Genomic DNA, 17,159 nt, shown 5'->3' on the forward strand with positions numbered 1-17,159 from the left:
CTCGGCTTCCGCAACCTCGCGAACTACACAGCCAGGAGCCTGCTCGAGGCCGGAGGTTTCAGACCCTCGCTACACCCTTGATTCCGAAGAGCCATAAAATAAGGGCACTGGCTCCAGCAGGAGGCAGGAACTCTTTCCCCGGACAGCCGGGAAGGGGGTGGAAACAGTGGCACATGTTATCGACAGGTTCATGAGCGTGACCGACAGGCTCCGGTTCTTCTTTGGGCCGGCCACGCGGCTGGACTCCGATTCGCCGGTGGTACACAAACACGACGCTTTCGAACAGGCCTCGGAAGAGGAACTCTCGCACTTCGTTGTGGAAACCGATGCTGCCGGCCATCACTACGCCGTACGCCGTGAAGACCTCGAAAAGGAAGGCTGACGTAGCTCCGGCCCCACCGGCATTCCCCTAGGCAGCACCAAAAAAGCCGGGCCCTTTTCCGAATGGACGGAAAAGGGCCCGGCTTTTCGCTGTCTCCTAGCGGCCGGTGCCGCCGTAGACGGTGGCTTCGTTTTCGCTGTCCAGGTCGAAGGCCTTGTGGATGACGCGGACGGCCTCGTCCAGCAGGTCCGCGTGGGTTACAACGGAGATGCGGATCTCGGAGGTGGAGATCATGTTGATGTTGATGCCGGCGTCGGAGAGGGCTTTGAAGAACGTCGCTGACACTCCCGGGTGGGAGCGCATGCCCGCACCGATCAGCGACAGCTTGCCGATCTGCTCGTTGTACTCAATGCTTTCGAACCCGATCTGGTCCTGGGCTGCATGGAGAGCCGCCAGGGCATCGGCGCCTTCCACGATGGGAAGCGTGAAGGAAATGTCAGTCCTGCCCGTGCCGTGGGTGGAGACGTTCTGCACGATCATGTCGATGTTCGAGTGGGCGTCGGCGATGACCTGGAAGATCGCTGCGGCCTTGCCCGGAATGTCCGGAACGCCCACAACGGTGACCTTGGCTTCGGAACGGTCGTGCGCAACGCCGGAGATGATTGGCTGCTCCAAGGCAACTCCCTCTTGTGTGGTGATCTTGTCTTCGGCGCTGGGGATGACCCAGGTGCCTTCGTGCTGGCTGAATGAGGAACGGACGTGCAGGGGAACGCCGAACCGGCGGGCGTACTCCACGCAGCGCAGGTGGAGGATCTTGGCGCCCGACGCTGCGAGCTCGAGCATTTCCTCGCTGGAAATCCGCTCGATCTTCTGGGCGGAGGGAACAACGCGGGGATCAGCGGTGTAGATGCCGTCCACGTCGGTGTAGATCTCGCAGACGTCCGCTTCCAGCGCAGCGGCCAGGGCCACGGCAGTGGTGTCTGAACCGCCGCGGCCCAGGGTGGTGATCTCATTGGTGGTGCGGCTCATGCCCTGGAAGCCGGCAACGATTGCGATATTGCCCTTGTCCAGTGCGGTGCGGATCCGGTGGGGGTCGACGTCGATGATCCGGGCCTTGCCGTGGATGCCATCGGTGATCATGCCGGCCTGGGATCCGGTGAAGGACTGTGCGGAGGCGCCCAGCTTGTTGATGGCCATGGCCAGGAGCGCCATGGAGATGCGCTCGCCCGCGGACAGCAGCATGTCCATCTCGCGGGCCGGGGCGGAGTCCGTCACCTGCCCCGCAAGGTCCAGGAGTTCGTCGGTGGTATCACCCATGGCCGAGACAACAACCACAACTTCATTGCCCGCCGTCTGGGCGTCCACCACGCGTTTGGCAACCCGCTTGATGCCGTCAGCGTCCGCTACGGAAGATCCGCCGAATTTCTGCACGATGAGCTGCTTGGTTACGGCACGGCCGGTAGGCGGCTCCTGCTGCTGCGTTGCGTTGTGCACTTCGGTAGTGGGCGTACTCATGCGCGTACCTTCACTGAATCAATTGGAATCCGGCCAGACAGCCTTAACGCTGTGCTGGCCCTGACGCTGGGAACTAACGCCGTCCATGGCGCGACTTCTTCCCCCAGTTTATCGCCGCCCGCTGCCCGGGGTTGAATTGTGACCATTTTCAGCCCGGGATGCAGCTTCTGGAAGGCACAGGCGTGCGTGGGCCGCGCGGCCAGGGGCGCGAAATGGTGGTGCAGGGTCAGCCCGTGGTGTGCAGTGGTGTGCCCGGTCAGGTCAAGGCGTTGCGGCGGCCCTCGAAGGCGCGTCCCAGGGTGACTTCGTCCGCGTACTCCAGGTCCCCGCCAACGGGCAGGCCCGAGGCGAGGCGGGTCACTGTGATCCCGATTGTCTTGAGCATGCGCGCCAGGTACGTGGCGGTGGCTTCACCCTCAAGGTTGGGGTCCGTGGCGATGATGACTTCCTGGATGGCGCCGTCGTTGAGCCGGGTAAGCAGCTCGCGGATCCGCAGCTGTTCAGGTCCGACGCCCGCGATGGGATTGATGGCACCGCCCAGCACGTGGTAGCGGCCCCGGAACGACCGTGTCCGCTCCACGGCCAGCACATCCTTGGACTCTTCCACGACGCAAATAACGGCCGGATCCCGGCGCGGATCACGGCAAATATTGCAGAGTTCCTGCTCGGTGACGTTGCCGCAGACCGAGCAGAACTTGACCCGTTCCTTGACGGTGGTGATCGCCTCAACAAGCCGCTTCATATCCTGGGGGTCCGCCTCAAGGATGTGGAACGCGAGCCGCTGGGCGGACTTGGGGCCCACCCCCGGAAGGCGTCCGAGCTCGTCAATCAGCTCCTGGACAGCACCTTCGTACACGTTTCCCTCTTTAGCTTGGTGTGGTTTTCGGTTCTAGCTTGGTGTGGTTTGCGGGTAGAGCGGAGACGTGCAGGTGCGCCCCGCCTTGGCCGGTCCGCGGTCAGTACCGCGGCGTGATGGGGCTTCCGTCCGGGGAGCGCTCCTCAATCAGCTTCCCGCCCAGAATACGCTCCACGGCGGCACGACCGAACACGCCAGACTCTTCGATCGTCTCGTCGTCGGCGCTGGGTATGTCCTGGACGTAGGTGGCAGCAGCAACCGCCCTGGCCGGAGCCTTGGCACGCCCGGCCTCTGCTTCAGGGCTGTTGGACAGGCGCTGGTACAGACTCTGCCGCGCTTCTGCTGCCGCAGCGGAAACCGACTGCGCAGGCGTAGCCGTGTCGGCCAATTTTGGAGCCGCCTGCGCAGGAGCAGCCGACACCGAAACTGCCGGGGGCACTGGTGCCGTTGGTGACGGCACAGCGGGCGTCGGTGCTGACGGGGCATACGCAGCGTGTGCCGACGAGTCTGCAGCAGCAGGGGAGGCTGACGCCATGGCGTACTCAGGCTCCCGCACGGGGTGCGTCGACGCAGGAGCCTCCCCGGAGTCACCGTTGCCGGAACCATCGTCGCCGGGCCGTCCACTGCCCGGAGGGGGTGTGGAAGGCCCGAGTCCCCAGTCCGGTCCAGGGCCGGAGCCGGCCTTGGTGACCGGGATGGAGGGCGGCACCTGGGCGGCGGCAGGTTCGTAGTGCGGCGTCGGAGCCGGGTTGGGCGTCCCTTCGGGCCCGACAGCGGAGACACTCCTGCCCACGTTGCTTTTCTCGCCGATCACCCAGACCCCAGGTGCCTGTTCGACTGCACGGGTCCAAGGATCGTGGGGACTTCCGGGAACCGGCGCCGGATCGGCGTCGGGCCGGCCGTTGCTGTGGGCACCGGCGCCGGCAGGGGAAGAGCTGACCAGTGACGAACCAGCCAGTGGGGAACTGGCCCTGCTGGACCTGGCACTGGCTCCCGAACCCCGTGAACTGGTACTTGCCGAATTAGTGCCGTCCGGATCGGTGCCGGCTGAAGGTGCCGGGGGCCGGGACTGGGCGGAAGGGTCCCAGTCCATGGGAGGTTCCTCATCCAGCGGGGGAGCGTCTTCGTCCCTGGCCGGTCCCCAGTCGTCGTCGGAATACGAGTAGTCGCCTGCCGGGGCAGCGTACGGAACCGGAGCGGCAGGGGTATCTACGGCACCCGGGACCTGCCCGGGCGTGTGCCCGGGCGCTGGCCGGTCCGCTGCCTTCTCCGCAACCTGCTTTGCAGGGTTCTGCGGGACGGCCGCGGTTTCCGTCGCGGTTTCCTGGGCAGCGGCTGTATTCCTGGTGTTATCCGATGCGGGCCCGGGGACCGAGTGCTGCTGTTGTGCGTCCTGAACCGGGGCCTGCGGGGCCGTACTGTTCCGGCCAGCCTGACCCGGCAGCCCGCTCTCCTGGGCCACGGCACTGGTGCTGCCTGCCCTTTCCGGCTGCGGCGCTGAGTCATTGGGTGACGGCGACGGTGCAGGGGCCAGCCCCCAGGCGACGTCAGCCGACGTTGCCGGGGCCGCCCGGGTGGCGGGCGCTTTTGGGTTTGGGTCAGAGCTCGCCTGCGCGCCGCCGCCGGCTGACGCAGTGATCTGGCAGTCGATGCCCACGGTCTTGTGGATGGCCTGCCGCAAATTCTCTGAGTGGTCCGCCCGGCCGAACGCGCCCGCAAGCCCGGACGTGGTGAAGGCAAGGGTAAGGAGATGGCCGTCGAAAGCGGCAACCTGCGCGTTGGGCTCGACGAGCGCCCAGGTGCTGCGCTTGATCTTGGACAGAGTTTGCAGGACATCCGGCCAGGCGCGGCGCAAAACCTCCACATCACCCATGGATCCAGCAGCTGCGGAAGCCGCTGGTGCAGGGGCCGGCTGATCCTTGGCGGCAGGAGCAGGAGCAGGAGCAGGAGCACGAGAGGGCGTGGGCTGCGGCCCGGAGCCGGGTGCTGGCCGGTGAACAGCTTCCTCTACTGCGTCCCGTCCCGGACCGGAAGCCGGCCCGGAGCCGTGACCCTGTGCCTGGCCGGGAGCAGCGGACGCAGCCTGTGCCGTATTGGCGCGGGGCGCATCGTCGCTGCGCTCACGGCGAATTGGCGCGTTGGATGAGGGGCCGCTCCCTGTCGCGTCCTCTACGGGCCAGTCATTGGTGCTGACGCGCGGAGCTGTCACGCCGCGGGCTGGGCCAGCGGGGGAAGAAGCGCCCGCGCGGTCGGCTGACGCCGGGACCGGCGTCGAGGGCGAAGCCGACGGCGCTGATGGTGCCGGAGCGGTACCCGACGCGGCCGGCGCCGCAGCCGTTGACGGGCCAGCAGGCGTGCCGGAAGCCGCCTGCGCTGGGGCACGAGGAGCCGGTTCCGCTGCGGGGGCGTGAAGCGCCGCGGGGGAGTCAGCTGCGGTGCGGGGCGCACCCGTGGCGGCGGGAGCGCCGACGTCGTTACCGGCGTAGTTCAGCCTGCGTTCCACACGGTCTATCCGTGCCGCCATGCCGCGTTCGTTCTGTTCGGAGCTGGGCAGCAGGATCCTGGCGCACAGCAGCTCAAGGTGCAGCCGCGGGGAGGTGGCGCCGGTCATCTCGGTCAACGCCGTGTTGGTAACGTCCGCGGCCCGGGACAGCTCGGCCGCGCCCAGGTTGTGGGCCTGGTTCTTCAACCGGGAAATCTGGTCCGCAGGCATGCCGCGAAGGATGGTCTGGGCGCTTTCCGGCATGGCCTGGACAATGATGAGGTCCCGGAACCGCTCCAGCAGGTCTTCCACGAACCGGCGGGGATCGTGGCCGGTTTGGATCACCCGGTCCACTGCCCGGAAAACGGTGGCGGCATCGGATGCGGCCACGGCTTCAACCACGTCATCGAGAAGCGAAGCGTGCGTGTAGCCGAGGAGGGCGACGGCGAGTTCGTAGTCCAGGCCGTTGGGGCCTGCACCTGCCATCAGCTGGTCCAGGACGGAGAGCGAATCACGGACGGAACCGCCGCCGGCGCGGATCACCAGCGACAGCACGCCGGGGGCAACCGGGACGTTCTCCTGGTTGCACAGCAGCTCCAGGTAAGCCATCAGCGGTTCCGGCGGCACCAGCCGGAAAGGGTAGTGGTGGGTGCGGGAGCGGATAGTCCCGATGACCTTGTCCGGTTCCGTGGTGGCGAAGATGAACTTGATGTGTTCCGGCGGTTCTTCAACGATCTTCAGCAGGGCGTTGAAGCCCGCTGACGTGACCATGTGGGCCTCGTCAATGATGAAGATCTTGTAGCGGTCACGCACCGGGGCGTAGGTGGCGCGCTCGCGGAGGTCACGGGCGTCGTCCACGCCACCGTGGCTCGCGGCGTCGATCTCGATGACGTCCAGTGAACCTGAGCCGCCGCGGGCAAGCTCAACGCAGCTGGGGCAGTTGCCGCAGGGGGTGTCCGTCGGGCCCTGGGCACAGTTGAGGCAGCGTGCCAGGATCCGTGCGGAGGTGGTCTTGCCGCAGCCCCTGGGGCCGGAGAAAAGGTAGGCGTGGTTGACCCGGTTCTTCCGTAAAGCGGTCATCAGCGGCTCGGTGACATGTTCCTGGCCGATAACGTCAGCGAACGAATCCGGACGGTACCTGCGGTAGAGGGCGGTAGTAACTGTCACAGAGAAAACCCTACCAATCCGGGCCGACATCCTGCCGCCCTGTGGGGGAATAGTAAAGACCCCCCATGCACCCGCCAGAGCCCGTTTACCCTTGCTACCTTCCGGTCCTGGGGGAGTTCAACAGGATGACGCCACATGAGGGGCCGTCAGATACTTTACCCGAACTTGCTGCCCGACTCGAATCGGCCTTATGGGCGGCGCCAGCCTTCCACGGGCCAGCTCATGAAGGCGGGCTCCTCGTACGGGTGAGTTGCGTGCAGTGCGTCGATGACCGCGCCCAGGAGGGGCTGTTCAACGACGCATTCGATCCTGTCCTCGGCGGCTTCCTCCGGCTTGCCGATCAGCCCAAGGTAGGGTTTGGCGCCCTCTTGCGGGGTGAAGCGGCCTGTTCCCGGCGTGACAAAGGAGCAGTGGGAGTACTTTCCGATCCTGCCTGCGCCGGCATCGCCGAGGGCTGCGAGGAGCGGTTCCGTATGTGAGCGCGGGACGTAAACCACCAGGGCGTGCAGCTCGTTCATGGTTCCATCCTGCCGGAACCGGACGGGGAAGCAGGGCGAAAGCCGTTGCTTATCCCGACGGCGCCCTTGATCATTGATATATACACCGAATGGGGCAATCTCAAGATTGTGAGCTGCGTGGCCTGGCTGAACGGGGCCGGACCCGGCAGCTCAACGGTGTCCGGGGAATGGACGCGTTGGGGGCGTCCATTTCGTGGTTAAGGGACGGTGCCCCAGGTGCGAAGCTGCCCGTCTGGGTGTCCTCGCGGCTGTATCTGCAGCCCGGCGGGAGGGGTCAATTGGGCGATGCGGAAAACATCAGGTAACCTAGTATCTGCTTTTGATTCAGAAGCAGCTGGAGAATTCGCCTAGCGGCCTATGGCGCACGCCTGGAACGCGTGTTGGGTTAACGCCCTCGGGGGTTCAAATCCCCCATTCTCCGCCGGTTAAGAACCCGGCTCCGGCATTTGCCGGGGCCGGGTTCTTTCGTTTAACAGTTCAGGTCACGCGTCGGCGCCCGGCACGCCCAGCCAGCGGAGGCGTTCCCTGGCGGCCAGTTCACTGGGACCCCTGGGTCCCAGTGCGAGGCGTACGACGCCGAGCACCAGCTTGGTGGCGAGCCTCACCGGCAGCGTCACGGGGCCCAGCCGTGGAACAGCCAGTCCGAGCATCTGGCGGTACCTTGGCTCCAGGCTGTAGACCGCACCGGCAAACAGGATGCGGTAGCCCGGCCGCAGCATCCGGTTCAGGGGCGGGTTCCGGATGAACTCCACCGTCTCCGCCACCCGGGCATCGACCCGAAGCTCACCGCTGTTGTACCAGCGGTCCAGTTCCCTGTGCATGTCCGCCTCGCTCAGCGGTGGGTCCCCTACTCCCATCAGGCGGCCCGCCTGCCCCCACTCCCGAACGTAGGCGTCCGGGCCTCCGGGTATGGCGCCACCCCAGATTTTGTGGGCGGTCAGGAACGCGTCCGTGAAAGCGAGATGGATCCAGCTGGCAAGTTCCGGATCATTGGCACTGTAGCCGCGTTGCGTACCAAGGTTGTCGCTGTAACTGCCCTGGACTGCCTCGTGCAGCCGGCGCACCCTGTGTGAGGCATTCTCGGCAGCTTCGGTGGAACCGTAGGTCACGGTGAAAATCCAGCGGATCGTATTAGCCAGCCTGCCCAGCGGATCCTCGCGGAAGTTGGAATGTTCGTGGACGCCGGCAATTGCACCGGGGTGCAGGGACTGCATCAGCAGCGTGCGGATACCAGCCACAATCGGCGACATGGAACCGTGCACTGCCCACACCGCGGAACCGGGCAGGTGGTAGCCGGGGTCGTCCCCCTTTGCGAGATCGAGCTGCCATTGCGGAACGCCCTCGTGGCTGTTGCTGAACGTGCGGACGAGGCGTTTCTTGAGGGGACTCAGGATGTTCTTCATGGTGGCACGCTTCCTGTGGGAAACCCTGCTTTTGGGCTAATCGTAAGCACAACCAGGCTGTCCAGGTGCTGCACGGACGGACTGATGGCAGTGACCGGACAGCGGGCATCCACAAAAAACCCGCAGTGTCCCGCTGCAGGGTTCCCAGGGTCCCGGCACGTATGGTCCCATGGGAGATACCGTCATGACAGGGGCGGCCAGTCACGTCCTGGAGTCAGGCTCATGGGCAATCACGCGGTATCCGGGAAGGACGCCACAAGCCCCAGAGGACTGTGCCTGCCCGCTGTGCGGGCTGCGGCCGCCGGCGGGGTGTTGGCCATGGCTGTCTGGGCTGTGAACCCTTCCACCCCGGCACCCGAAGCTGGGACCATCGCGGCCTCCGTCAGCCGTTCCGGCGCAGGCATGGGTGCCGTGGGGATTCCGGCTGGTACCAATACTGGCAACACTCCGGACAGGAACGAAGGCACGGAGGCTGCCGGGCCAACCTTGGACGGCCTTGTTGCCGGCCCGCTGACCGCGGCGATCCTGAGCGATCCTGAGGTTGAGATCGCTTTTCCGCGTCCGCTGGTCAGTGGCCCCGGTGAGGAAGGCCCGTCGCCCCTGGACGTGGAGCCGGCAGGGGTGAGCAGGCCGCCGTCGGGTTTCCTGATGGCTCCCCTCAAGCAGCTGGCTGCGTCCTCGTCCTTTGGCTTCCGGGTCAGTCCGCTGTTTGGAACAGCAGGTGATTTCCACCTCGGCCAGGACTTTGCGGCGCCTTGCGGCACGCAGGTGTTCGCGGCTGACTCGGGCGTGGTCCGTGCCGCGGGCTGGCATCCCTGGGGCGGCGGCAACCGGGTCGAGATCGATCACGGCAACGGGCTCGTCACCACGTACAACCATTTGGCGTCCATTGCCGTCCGCAGCGGGGATTCCGTCGTGGCCGGCGAAGCCGTTGCCTGGGTAGGATCCACCGGGTGGTCCACCGGCTGCCACCTGCATTTCGAAACGATCCTGGACGGGCGCCACGTCGATCCACAGAAGTGGCGCCTGCTCCCGGTCCGGCCAGTCAGTGCCGGAGCGGCTGGCCTGCGGTCGTACCTGCCCCGTCCTGATGCTCCGTCCACCGGACCGGTACCCTGGACTATCCCCGTGGGCCAGGGCAACGAGCCTCCGCCGGTTCCCCGCTGGGTTAAAAAACCGACGACGGCGACCTCCTCGCCTTTTTGGCCGGCATCGTCGCCTTCGCCATACCGGTCCGCGGATCCTGGCACGCCGTCGCCGACCGCATGGGCTGGGCAGGGAACGCCGTCGCCGTCCCCGACCTGGACGGAAACGGGTACGTCGACGCCGTCTCCAACGGAGACGGGAACAGGTACGCCGACGCCGTCCCCGACGGAGACGGGTACGGGTACGCCGACGCCGTCCCCGACGGAGACGGGTACGGGTACGCCGACGCCGTCCCCGACGGAGACGGGAACAGGTACGCCGACGCCGTCCCCGACGGAGACGGGTACGGGCACGCCAACGCCGTCCCCGACGGAGACAGTAACGCCGACGCCGACGGAACCTGCGCCGGCACCCATCGAGCCCTCACCGGTTGAACCGGCACCGACAGAACCGGCACCGACAGAACCAGCGCCCGTGCCGGTGGAGCCTGCGCCGGTGGAACCGCCGCCTGCACCGGTCGAGCCTGCACCTGTTCCTGTTGAACCCGCACCGATAGAACCCGCACCCGTGCCGGTGGAGCCTGCCCCGGTGGAACCGCCGCCTGCACCGGTCGAGCCTGCGCCCGCGCCAGTGGAACCTTCCCCGATTGAGCCTGCCCCGGCACCCACTGCGACCTACTCAGTAGAGCCGAGCCCGGCACCGACCGGGACGGCCGAACCTGAGCCGCTGCCAACCGGAACGTACGCAACCCCGCAGCCTTAGGACCCGGCCGGACGTTCACCCAGGAAACTCCAAGCCCGGACCAGTACAGTGGTCCGCCAGTAACGAATTCCAGGTATGAACAACTCTCCGAGGACGCAACCGGTGACACCCCTGTACCCCATCCCGCTGACCCTGAACGACGGTACCGCCACTGATTTCGGCATCTTCAAGGGAAAAGTGGTGATGGTGGTGAACGTTGCCTCCAACTGCGGTTTCACGCCCCAGTACGCCGGGCTGGAGACGCTCTACGAGAAGTTCCGGGACCGCGGATTCGAGATCCTCGGCGTCCCCTGCAACCAGTTCGCCGGGCAGGAACCTGGCAGTGACAGCGAAATCGCCGAGTTCTGCCAGCGGAACTTCGGAGTGAGCTTCCCGTTGACTGCCAAAGCAGATGTCCGTGGCAGGGGACAGCACCCGCTGTACGCGGAGCTCACCAAGTTCAAGACCGGGCTGCTGCCCGGCCTGGTGAAATGGAACTTCGAGAAGTTCCTCGTCAACCGGGAAGGCGAGATCGTGGGCCGCTTCGCTCCGACCGTGGAACCAGACTCCGCGGAAGTGATCGACGCCATCGAGAACGCCCTCGGTTAAAAAACCGCCGCTGCGCCGAACGCAGCCACGCAAAAGCGCAGTTCTTTCATCTTTTTCCACATCGGCCACGGCGATTTACCCAAAGTTTGCCAAATGTCTGATTGGATAAACCTTACTGAAGGGTACAAGGGAAGCGCCGTTTCCCACCGACCACAGAGGCAGCAATGGAGCACATCGAGGCCGAACATCCCCGGCCACGCCACTTCCTTCTCCACCTGAGCGATCCCCATTTGATGGGAGGTCCGGACCCCCTTTACGGCGTCGTAGACAGCGAAGCCCGGCTTATCCAGCTCTTCGAAGAGGTCAAGGCCTCCGGTGCCCGGCCCGAGGCCGTCATCTTCACGGGTGACCTTGCCGACAAGGGCGATCCTGAAGCCTACGTCAAACTCCGGGCCATCGTTGATCCCGCCTGCGAAGAGCTTGGTGCCAAAGTCATTTGGGCGATGGGCAACCACGATAACCGGGCCAACTTCAGGACAGGCCTGCTGGACGAGCCTGCCGATGACGGCCCGGTGGACAAGAGCTACTTCATCAACGGGCTCCGCGTCATCACCATGGACACCACCGTGCCCGGTTACCACCACGGTGAACTCAGCACCTCCCAGCTTGAGTGGCTCACACGGCAACTGGATACTCCGGCCCCTGACGGCACCATCCTGGCGCTGCACCACCCGCCGGTCCCGTCAGTCCTGGATCTCTCCGTGCTGGTGGAGCTGCGGGACCAGGCGTCGCTGGAGGCAGTGGTCCGGAACTCGGATGTCCGCACCATCCTTGCCGGCCACCTGCATTATTCGACGACGGCGAGCTTTGCCGGCATTCCCGTCTCCGTGGCTTCAGCCAGCTGCTACACCCAGGACCTGAACGTCCCCGTGGGGGGCACCAGGGGCCAGGACGGCGGCCAGGCGTTCAACCTGGTCCACGTATACGAGCACACCATCGTGCACTCGGTGGTACCCATGGGGCGTTCGACGACGGTAGGGGAGTACGTCTCCCCGGAAGAGACAAAGCGGCGCCTGGACGCCGCCGGGGTCCGGATTCCGGAGAGCGCCAAACAGCGGAGCAGCGGGAAGCTCGGCCTGCCCACGAGCCGCTAGGGGAATAAGGATGGGTCCGTGCCGCAGGCGGCACGGACCCTCTTTCATGGACATTCACCCACTGCCAGGGCAGCGGCCGCTTGGCCTACTTTTCCCAGGGCGCCTTGATGGGGAAGTACTTGTCCAGGAAGTCGGTGACCAGCGCGGCGCGCTCGTCGGCAGGCACTTCCGGGAAGCTGCCGTCATTCAGGCAGAAGAAGTCCATATTCCGCTTGGCCAGGAGCTTGGGCAGGTACTTCAGCCCCGACTTCATGGTGGTGTCAACGTAACGGACCTTCGCCGCCGTCTGGGTTACTGCGCGGCCGGTGAGCAACGCGTAGTAGTGGTAGAACGAGTTGGTTACGGAGATGTTGTCCGCAGCCCGGAAACGGCTGGCAGCGGTCTTCCGGAACTCTTCGGGGAACTCTCGCTCCATTTTCGCCACCACGCTGCGGCGCAGCGGGGCAGCACAATGCTCCAGATGGCGGGTGGTGATCCGCCCGAACCGGTTCCACAGCAGCTTCCGGTTAACGCGGGCTGCGTTCTCGAAGCCGCTCCGCTCAACCGCGTTCTCACCAAGGCCGATGCGGGTTTCCGCCTCGACGAACTTAGTGATGCCACCCGGCGTGAAGAATAAGTCCGGGCTGACCGGCCGGCCGAAGAACATGTCGTCGTTCGAATACAGGAAGTGCTCCGAGAGCCCTTCGATGTTGTGGAGCTGGCATTCCACCGCCTGTGAATTGTGCGTGGGAAGCACGGAGGGGTCCGAAAAGAACTCCTCGCTGCGGACAATCGTCACCGAGGGATGGTCCGCCAGCCACTCAGGGGCAGGCGAATCCGTGGCGATGAAGATGCGGCGGATCCAGGGCGCGAACATGTACACGGAGCGGAGGGCGTACTTGAGTTCGTTGATCTGCCGGAAGCGGGCCTCGTGGTCGTCGCCTTCGCCCAGGACAACGTCCTTCTGCTGGGCACGCCGGGCGGCAATGTATTCGGGGGAGCTTCCGTCCACCCAGGAAAACACCAGGTCGATGTCGAAGCTGATGTCGCTGGCGTGGTCGGCGAACATGTTCTCGATGGTGGGCCAGGTATGGCCGTACCGCTCCACGGTGCCGCGGACGGCGTCCTGGCGGAGCAGGGTCCTGCGGGTGAGGGAGTTCTCGATCGGCAGGATGATTTCGTTGGCTTTGAAGGACCACAGCTCAATCTGCACGCCAGCCGAAGATCCGAACTCGAAACCGCCGCTGGGCTCCACGCGGGGGCGGTACAGGCGGAAGATGCGCGCCTGCCGGTTGGAGGAAAGCTCGCCGTCCGCAACCAGCAGCGAGGTCTTCTTCTTGGCATCCACGGTCATGGAGTAGAACGGTTCGTCCCTGCAGGCTTCCACCAGGGCAGTCCGCAGTTTCTTCCGGTCCTTCCAGTCAAGGGCAATGACGGGACGGTCGTTGTTGCCCCTGACCAGCAGATACGCCAGGCCCGCGTTAGCCAGTACGTTGCGCACGAACAGCAGGTCTTCCACCATGGCCTGGTAAGGGGTCCTGGTCTGGTTGATCAGCGCAATGCGGCCCTTATGCGTGATGACATCAGGGCGGGGGTTAAGCCGTTCTTCGGCTTCGGCGGACGTGATCTCCGCGTGAAATTGTTCCTCTACGGATGCCTGGCCTCCGTAGTAGACCTCGTCTTGAACCGGTGCTTCTGTAATGGTCGTCTCCGTGCTCGTCAAAGTAAGCGTTCCTACCTGCATGATAGCCGGGCGGCCTAAACGGCAGGTTTCGGGCGTATTGCCCGGGGCCGGGGGAACCGGCCTAGGCGCCCAGCGCCTCCCGCCAGCTGCGCAGGAAAGCCCCGCCGGCGTCGTCGTGGATAACGGACGCCTCAAGCCCCAGGTCCCCGGCTGTGAGGACCGGGTACGGTTTCTCCGGAATGCCGTCGGCGGGGCGGACATCCACGTGCTTGACCGGGTGGTCGTTGTGGTGGAGCCAGTCGGCCATGGCGTAGTCGGTGCGCGAATCGCCCACTGTCCGCCAGGCTGCGGGGGTGATGCCCTGCGCGGCCAGCAGTTCCACTGCCCGGCTGGCGCCCAGGTCCTTCCCGAGCCGTACCGACTCGATGTCCGTGGAGATGATGGTGGGATCCACCCGGTAGTCCACCTCGTCGTCGGAATTGGGGGCATGGTGGTCCAGTCTCACCACGCCCAGCCCGTGGCGGGCCATCAGTTCCATCGCGTCGGCGTCAAAGAGTTTCTGCTCCGCGAGGTAGTCGGCACTGGGCACCTCGATGTGCTGTTCCACGGACACCATGGCGCGCTTGGTTTCATCAAAAAACATGTGCGCGGCGTAGTCCTCGGCCACCATGCGCCGGATATCGTCCCCGTACGCTGCGGGCACGGCGAGTTCCCGGTCCACGTGGATGGGGCCGGGCCCGGCTGCGGTGTAGCTGAACCACACGGCCCCCTTTTCGCAGATGGCATGGATGATGGTTCCGGCCGGAATTCCGGCGGCGATCATGGGTTCCATCACCTGTTCCCGGATGAAGGCGTCCGAGCGCCCCGTGTTGAAAACGACAGGAATCCCCGCAGCTGCGAGCGCCACGAGGTCATCGATGATCTCCCGCTTCACGTCCCGCGTCACGGGGCTTGCCACCGGCCCGTCCACGTCCAGCAGGAGTGCCAGCGGCGGCCTGGCAGGCGCGTGGATTCCGGGCGCGGAAACGGCAGGGGACTCGGATGTTGTCATGCCCCTATTCTGTCAGCTGAACCTGCCACGCCTCCCACAGGGGCCTGTACCGGCAACCGGCGGTAGGTGCAGGCGGTTCATGGTCACTGTTTGGCCACAACATGCGGAGGGAACCGCCGGGTACTTTCGCTGGGCGTGCAGGATGCCTAGTGTGGCAAGGTGATATTCAAAGCTGTGGGCGAGGGCCGCCCTTACCCCGACCATGGTTACACCACGCCCAAGGAATGGGCTTCGCTTCCGCCGCGCCCGGTCCGCCTGGACGAACTGGTGACCACCAAGCGCACTCTCGACCTGGAAGCGCTGCTTGCTGAGGATTCCACTTTTTTTGGTGACCTTTTCCCGCACGTGGTGCAGTACCAGGGAACCCTCTACCTGGAGGACGGGCTGCACCGCGCCGTCCGTACCGCCCTGCACCAGCGCACCGCAATCCACGCCCGTGTCCTGGTGATAGATGGCTAGGAAAAAGCAGCAGGACGTCAGCGTCCTCCATGGCCACCACGTTGTCAGCGGCCCGGAACTCCGTGCCACTTTTGCGGCAGCCCAGGCAGACGGGACAGCCCGCGTGCGCCGGCGCGTGCTGCACGGTGTTGTCCTGGTCCTCCTGGCGGGCCTTATCGCGGCGGCCATCATCACGGCGTTGGCGATCATCAATGGCCAGCTGAGAATCCCCGCCGCCGCGCCTGCCGAGGAAGCCGTGTCCACCTGCCCGGCCGCAACGTTCGACTACACCCCGAACGAGCAGATCAACCTGAACGTCTACAACTCCACCAGCAGGCCGGGGCTGGCGCGTTCAGTGGCGGACGAGTTCCTGGCCCGGAAGTTCGTGGTGGGCGCCGTTTCCAACGTTGACGCCGGCTACCGCGGAGCTGCCGCCGTGATCTCGGGAGCCGCCGGGCAATCGGCCGCGTTCAGTGTCCAGCGGAACCTTCCGGGTTCGGACTACTTCCAGGACGGCCGGACGGACGGGAGCGTGGACGTGATCCTTGCCCAGGACTACAAGGCGCTCACGCCGCCTGACCTCGTTGACCAGACGCCGGGAACCCTCAGCTGTCCGCGGGAAAGCCGCCGCGTTGCCGACGACGACAAGTGGCCGGTCCTCCCGTCGGCGGCTCCCGCTTCCTGAATCTCCGCAGGCCAGTCAGCCGGCTACAGCCGGAAGGTGGCTTACCCGGACGGGACGGCCGTCGTCGTCGAACCTGGCGCCGGCACCCAGCTGGATGAAGCGCACTGTCCTGGCCACCCGCGCCTCCAGCTCTGCGGGCTCATCGCTGCCCCTGGCCGCGCTGGAGGACAGCGTGCCCAGAATGAGCTGTGCCTGCTGGTTGATGTCCGCTGCCGGGAGGTAGCCCTGCTCCATTCCGTCCCGCAGGATGCCCTGCAGCAGGATGCTCAGCTCGCCGACGTGGTCCGCGAGTTTGGCAAAGGACGACGGCGACAGGACGGCTCCCATGGCGGGTCCCGGCGGCAGGTGGCGGCGGCTGAGGTCGACCACCTGGGCTCGGACGTACAGCGCGAGCCGGTCCACCGGATTGTCCAGTTGGCCCAGTGAATCCCGCAGTTCGGAGAGGAACTTCTCGGTCTCGTTTAGGGCGTAGGAGATCAGCAGCTCCTCGATGTCCGCGTAGTAGTTGTACACGGCGGTCCGGCCCACGCCGGCGTGCCGTGCCACATCCGTCATGGTCAGGCCGGGCAGGCCATGGGAGAAGAGGAGTTCGCCGAAAGCCGTAAGAATGCGGCGCTGGGTATCTGCTCGCTGCTCGGCGTTGCTGGCCGCTGAAATCCTGGGCATACAGACACTTTACCGTGATGTGTCAGCAAACACCCTGCCCATTGTCTGGGCGGTTGCTTAGGCCGGGCAGCCGTCCGGTCCGCAGGCCGCGCCGTCCGCAGAATTGACCAGCACCAGCTGGTTGGCCTCCTGCCATGCCTGGTCCAGGGCGGCCGAGAACGTCTCCACAGGCTGGGCCCCGGAGAGTCCGAACTTCCGGTCGATCACAAAGAACGGGACTCCGCTGATGCCCAGGGACCGTCCCTCCTCAAAGTCGAAGCGGACGTCATCTGCGTACTTGTCCGTGGTGAACAGCTCATCAACCTCGGCCCGGCCGATGCCAAGGCCAACCGCCAGCGACGTCAGGTACTCCCGGCTGCCGATGTCCTTGCCATGCTCGAAGTGGTCACTGAGTAGCCGCTCCTTGGCGGCGTCCTGCTTTCCGTGCGCGGCAGCGAGGTGGATCAGGCGGTGTGCGGTAAAGCTGTTGGCCACCACCACAGAATCGAAGCGGTAGTTCAGCCCTTCGCCCCTCGCTTCCTGGGCTACGTGGTCGAACATCTGTGAAACCTGCCGCGGCGGCATGCCCTTGCGGGTGCTCAGGTAGTCCAGCTCGGTTCCGTCATAGTGTTCAGGAAGGGTGGGGTCGAGCTGGTAGCTTCGCCAGGCCACCTCCACCGCATCCCGGTGCGGAAACGCGGCCAGGGCGGCCTCAAAGCGGCGCTTGCCTATGTAGCACCACGGGCACGCGACGTCGGACCAGATCTCAATCTTCATACCTCCGACAACCCGGCGGCGGGCGGCGGCATTCCGGTGGCGGCTGT

General features: G+C 65.5%; 15 protein-coding genes, 1 tRNA gene, 1 other RNA gene and 1 pseudogene. 8 read left to right on the forward strand and 10 right to left on the reverse strand.

All coding sequences use genetic code 11. The annotated features are described in order from the left end of the window. Positions 1–166: 166 nt before the first annotated feature. Positions 167–382 carry a hypothetical protein gene (locus tag ACIQF4_RS20265; RefSeq protein ID WP_400517643.1) on the forward strand — a complete coding sequence of 72 codons (216 nt, stop codon included), beginning with the start codon at positions 167–169 and terminating at the stop codon, positions 380–382. 96 nt (positions 383–478) lie between these two features. On the opposite strand, the gene ACIQF4_RS20270 is transcribed toward ACIQF4_RS20265, so the two are convergent. The 5 genes from ACIQF4_RS20270 to ACIQF4_RS20290 all read right to left on the reverse strand — a co-directional run bounded on the left by ACIQF4_RS20270 (position 479) and on the right by ACIQF4_RS20290 (position 6,860). Next, positions 479–1,837 (reverse strand): aspartate kinase, encoded by a 1,359-nt coding sequence (locus ACIQF4_RS20270; RefSeq protein ID WP_350000813.1) that lies wholly within the window; start codon positions 1,835–1,837, stop codon positions 479–481. 256 nt (positions 1,838–2,093) lie between these two features. After that, complete coding sequence (recR, locus tag ACIQF4_RS20275; RefSeq protein WP_066273645.1) at positions 2,094–2,693, reverse strand: recombination mediator RecR; 600 nt, start codon at positions 2,691–2,693, stop codon at positions 2,094–2,096. 100 nt (positions 2,694–2,793) lie between these two features. Beyond that, positions 2,794–6,372, reverse strand: coding sequence for a DNA polymerase III subunit gamma and tau (locus ACIQF4_RS20280; protein WP_400517642.1), 3,579 nt, complete (start codon positions 6,370–6,372; stop codon positions 2,794–2,796). 21 nt (positions 6,373–6,393) lie between these two features. After that, positions 6,394–6,490, reverse strand: an RNA gene (gene ffs, locus ACIQF4_RS20285) — signal recognition particle sRNA small type. A 40-nt stretch (positions 6,491–6,530) separates the two neighbouring features. Continuing rightward, entirely contained in the window at positions 6,531–6,860 is a 330-nt protein-coding gene (locus ACIQF4_RS20290; protein WP_350000809.1) for a hypothetical protein, read from the reverse strand. 336 nt (positions 6,861–7,196) lie between these two features. Here ACIQF4_RS20290 and ACIQF4_RS20295 point away from each other — a divergent pair. Next, positions 7,197–7,281, forward strand: a tRNA-Ser gene (locus ACIQF4_RS20295). A gap of 61 nt (positions 7,282–7,342) precedes the next feature. Here the strand turns inward: ACIQF4_RS20295 and ACIQF4_RS20300 are convergent. Further along, positions 7,343–8,263, reverse strand: coding sequence for an oxygenase MpaB family protein (locus ACIQF4_RS20300; RefSeq protein ID WP_400517641.1), 921 nt, complete (start codon positions 8,261–8,263; stop codon positions 7,343–7,345). Between the two features lie 648 nt (positions 8,264–8,911). Here ACIQF4_RS20300 and ACIQF4_RS20305 point away from each other — a divergent pair. The 4 genes and pseudogenes from ACIQF4_RS20305 to ACIQF4_RS20320 all read left to right on the forward strand — a co-directional run. Then, positions 8,912–9,265: pseudogene (locus ACIQF4_RS20305) on the forward strand (M23 family metallopeptidase); the annotation flags it as partial. Positions 9,266–9,465: 200 nt separating this feature from the next. Beyond that, entirely contained in the window at positions 9,466–9,843 is a 378-nt protein-coding gene (locus ACIQF4_RS20310; RefSeq protein ID WP_400517644.1) for a hypothetical protein, read from the forward strand. 430 nt (positions 9,844–10,273) lie between these two features. Then, positions 10,274–10,759 (forward strand): glutathione peroxidase, encoded by a 486-nt coding sequence (locus ACIQF4_RS20315; protein ID WP_350000805.1) that lies wholly within the window; start codon positions 10,274–10,276, stop codon positions 10,757–10,759. Between the two features lie 164 nt (positions 10,760–10,923). Then, positions 10,924–11,853 carry a phosphodiesterase gene (locus ACIQF4_RS20320; RefSeq protein ID WP_350000803.1) on the forward strand — a complete coding sequence of 310 codons (930 nt, stop codon included), beginning with the start codon at positions 10,924–10,926 and terminating at the stop codon, positions 11,851–11,853. Positions 11,854–11,938: 85 nt separating this feature from the next. On the opposite strand, the gene ACIQF4_RS20325 is transcribed toward ACIQF4_RS20320, so the two are convergent. Next, positions 11,939–13,576 (reverse strand): stealth family protein, encoded by a 1,638-nt coding sequence (locus ACIQF4_RS20325; protein WP_400517639.1) that lies wholly within the window; start codon positions 13,574–13,576, stop codon positions 11,939–11,941. A 61-nt stretch (positions 13,577–13,637) separates the two neighbouring features. Then, on the reverse strand, positions 13,638–14,567 hold the full coding sequence (locus ACIQF4_RS20330; protein WP_400517638.1) for a hypothetical protein: 930 nt from the start codon (positions 14,565–14,567) through the stop codon (positions 13,638–13,640). Between the two features lie 159 nt (positions 14,568–14,726). Between ACIQF4_RS20330 and ACIQF4_RS20335 the strand changes: the two genes are divergently transcribed. Together ACIQF4_RS20335 and ACIQF4_RS20340 are read left to right on the forward strand one after the other, a co-directional pair. Further along, complete coding sequence (locus ACIQF4_RS20335) at positions 14,727–15,026, forward strand: type II toxin-antitoxin system VapB family antitoxin (RefSeq protein ID WP_102976783.1); 300 nt, start codon at positions 14,727–14,729, stop codon at positions 15,024–15,026. Beyond that, entirely contained in the window at positions 15,019–15,690 is a 672-nt protein-coding gene (locus ACIQF4_RS20340) for a LytR C-terminal domain-containing protein (protein WP_400517637.1), read from the forward strand. The genes ACIQF4_RS20335 and ACIQF4_RS20340 overlap by 8 nt, the downstream gene beginning before the upstream one ends. A 15-nt stretch (positions 15,691–15,705) precedes the next feature. On the opposite strand, the gene ACIQF4_RS20345 is transcribed toward ACIQF4_RS20340, so the two are convergent. Then, on the reverse strand, positions 15,706–16,356 hold the full coding sequence (locus ACIQF4_RS20345; protein WP_400517636.1) for a TetR/AcrR family transcriptional regulator: 651 nt from the start codon (positions 16,354–16,356) through the stop codon (positions 15,706–15,708). 57 nt (positions 16,357–16,413) lie between these two features. Further along, the gene (locus ACIQF4_RS20350; RefSeq protein WP_400517635.1) at positions 16,414–17,112 is read right to left on the reverse strand and encodes a DsbA family oxidoreductase; all 699 of its coding nucleotides are present in this window, start codon (positions 17,110–17,112) and stop codon (positions 16,414–16,416) included. Between the last annotated feature and the right edge of the window lie 47 nt (positions 17,113–17,159).

It is taken from the genome of Pseudarthrobacter sp. NPDC092202, assembly GCF_044755505.1.
GTDB lineage: Bacteria > Actinomycetota > Actinomycetes > Actinomycetales > Micrococcaceae > Arthrobacter.

Coding starts and splice junctions, on each gene's coding strand:
- ACIQF4_RS20320 (WP_350000803.1), top strand. CDS start 10,924: ATGGAGCACATCGAGGCCGAACATCCCCGGCCACGCCACTTCCTTCTC.
- ACIQF4_RS20300 (WP_400517641.1), bottom strand. CDS start 8,263: ATGAAGAACATCCTGAGTCCCCTCAAGAAACGCCTCGTCCGCACGTTC.
- ACIQF4_RS20345 (WP_400517636.1), bottom strand. CDS start 16,356: ATGCCCAGGATTTCAGCGGCCAGCAACGCCGAGCAGCGAGCAGATACC.
- ACIQF4_RS20290 (WP_350000809.1), bottom strand. CDS start 6,860: ATGAACGAGCTGCACGCCCTGGTGGTTTACGTCCCGCGCTCACATACG.
- ACIQF4_RS20350 (WP_400517635.1), bottom strand. CDS start 17,112: ATGAAGATTGAGATCTGGTCCGACGTCGCGTGCCCGTGGTGCTACATA.
- ACIQF4_RS20340 (WP_400517637.1), top strand. CDS start 15,019: ATGGCTAGGAAAAAGCAGCAGGACGTCAGCGTCCTCCATGGCCACCAC.
- ACIQF4_RS20330 (WP_400517638.1), bottom strand. CDS start 14,567: ATGACAACATCCGAGTCCCCTGCCGTTTCCGCGCCCGGAATCCACGCG.
- ACIQF4_RS20270 (WP_350000813.1), bottom strand. CDS start 1,837: ATGAGTACGCCCACTACCGAAGTGCACAACGCAACGCAGCAGCAGGAG.
- ACIQF4_RS20325 (WP_400517639.1), bottom strand. CDS start 13,576: ATGCAGGTAGGAACGCTTACTTTGACGAGCACGGAGACGACCATTACA.
- ACIQF4_RS20280 (WP_400517642.1), bottom strand. CDS start 6,372: ATGTCGGCCCGGATTGGTAGGGTTTTCTCTGTGACAGTTACTACCGCC.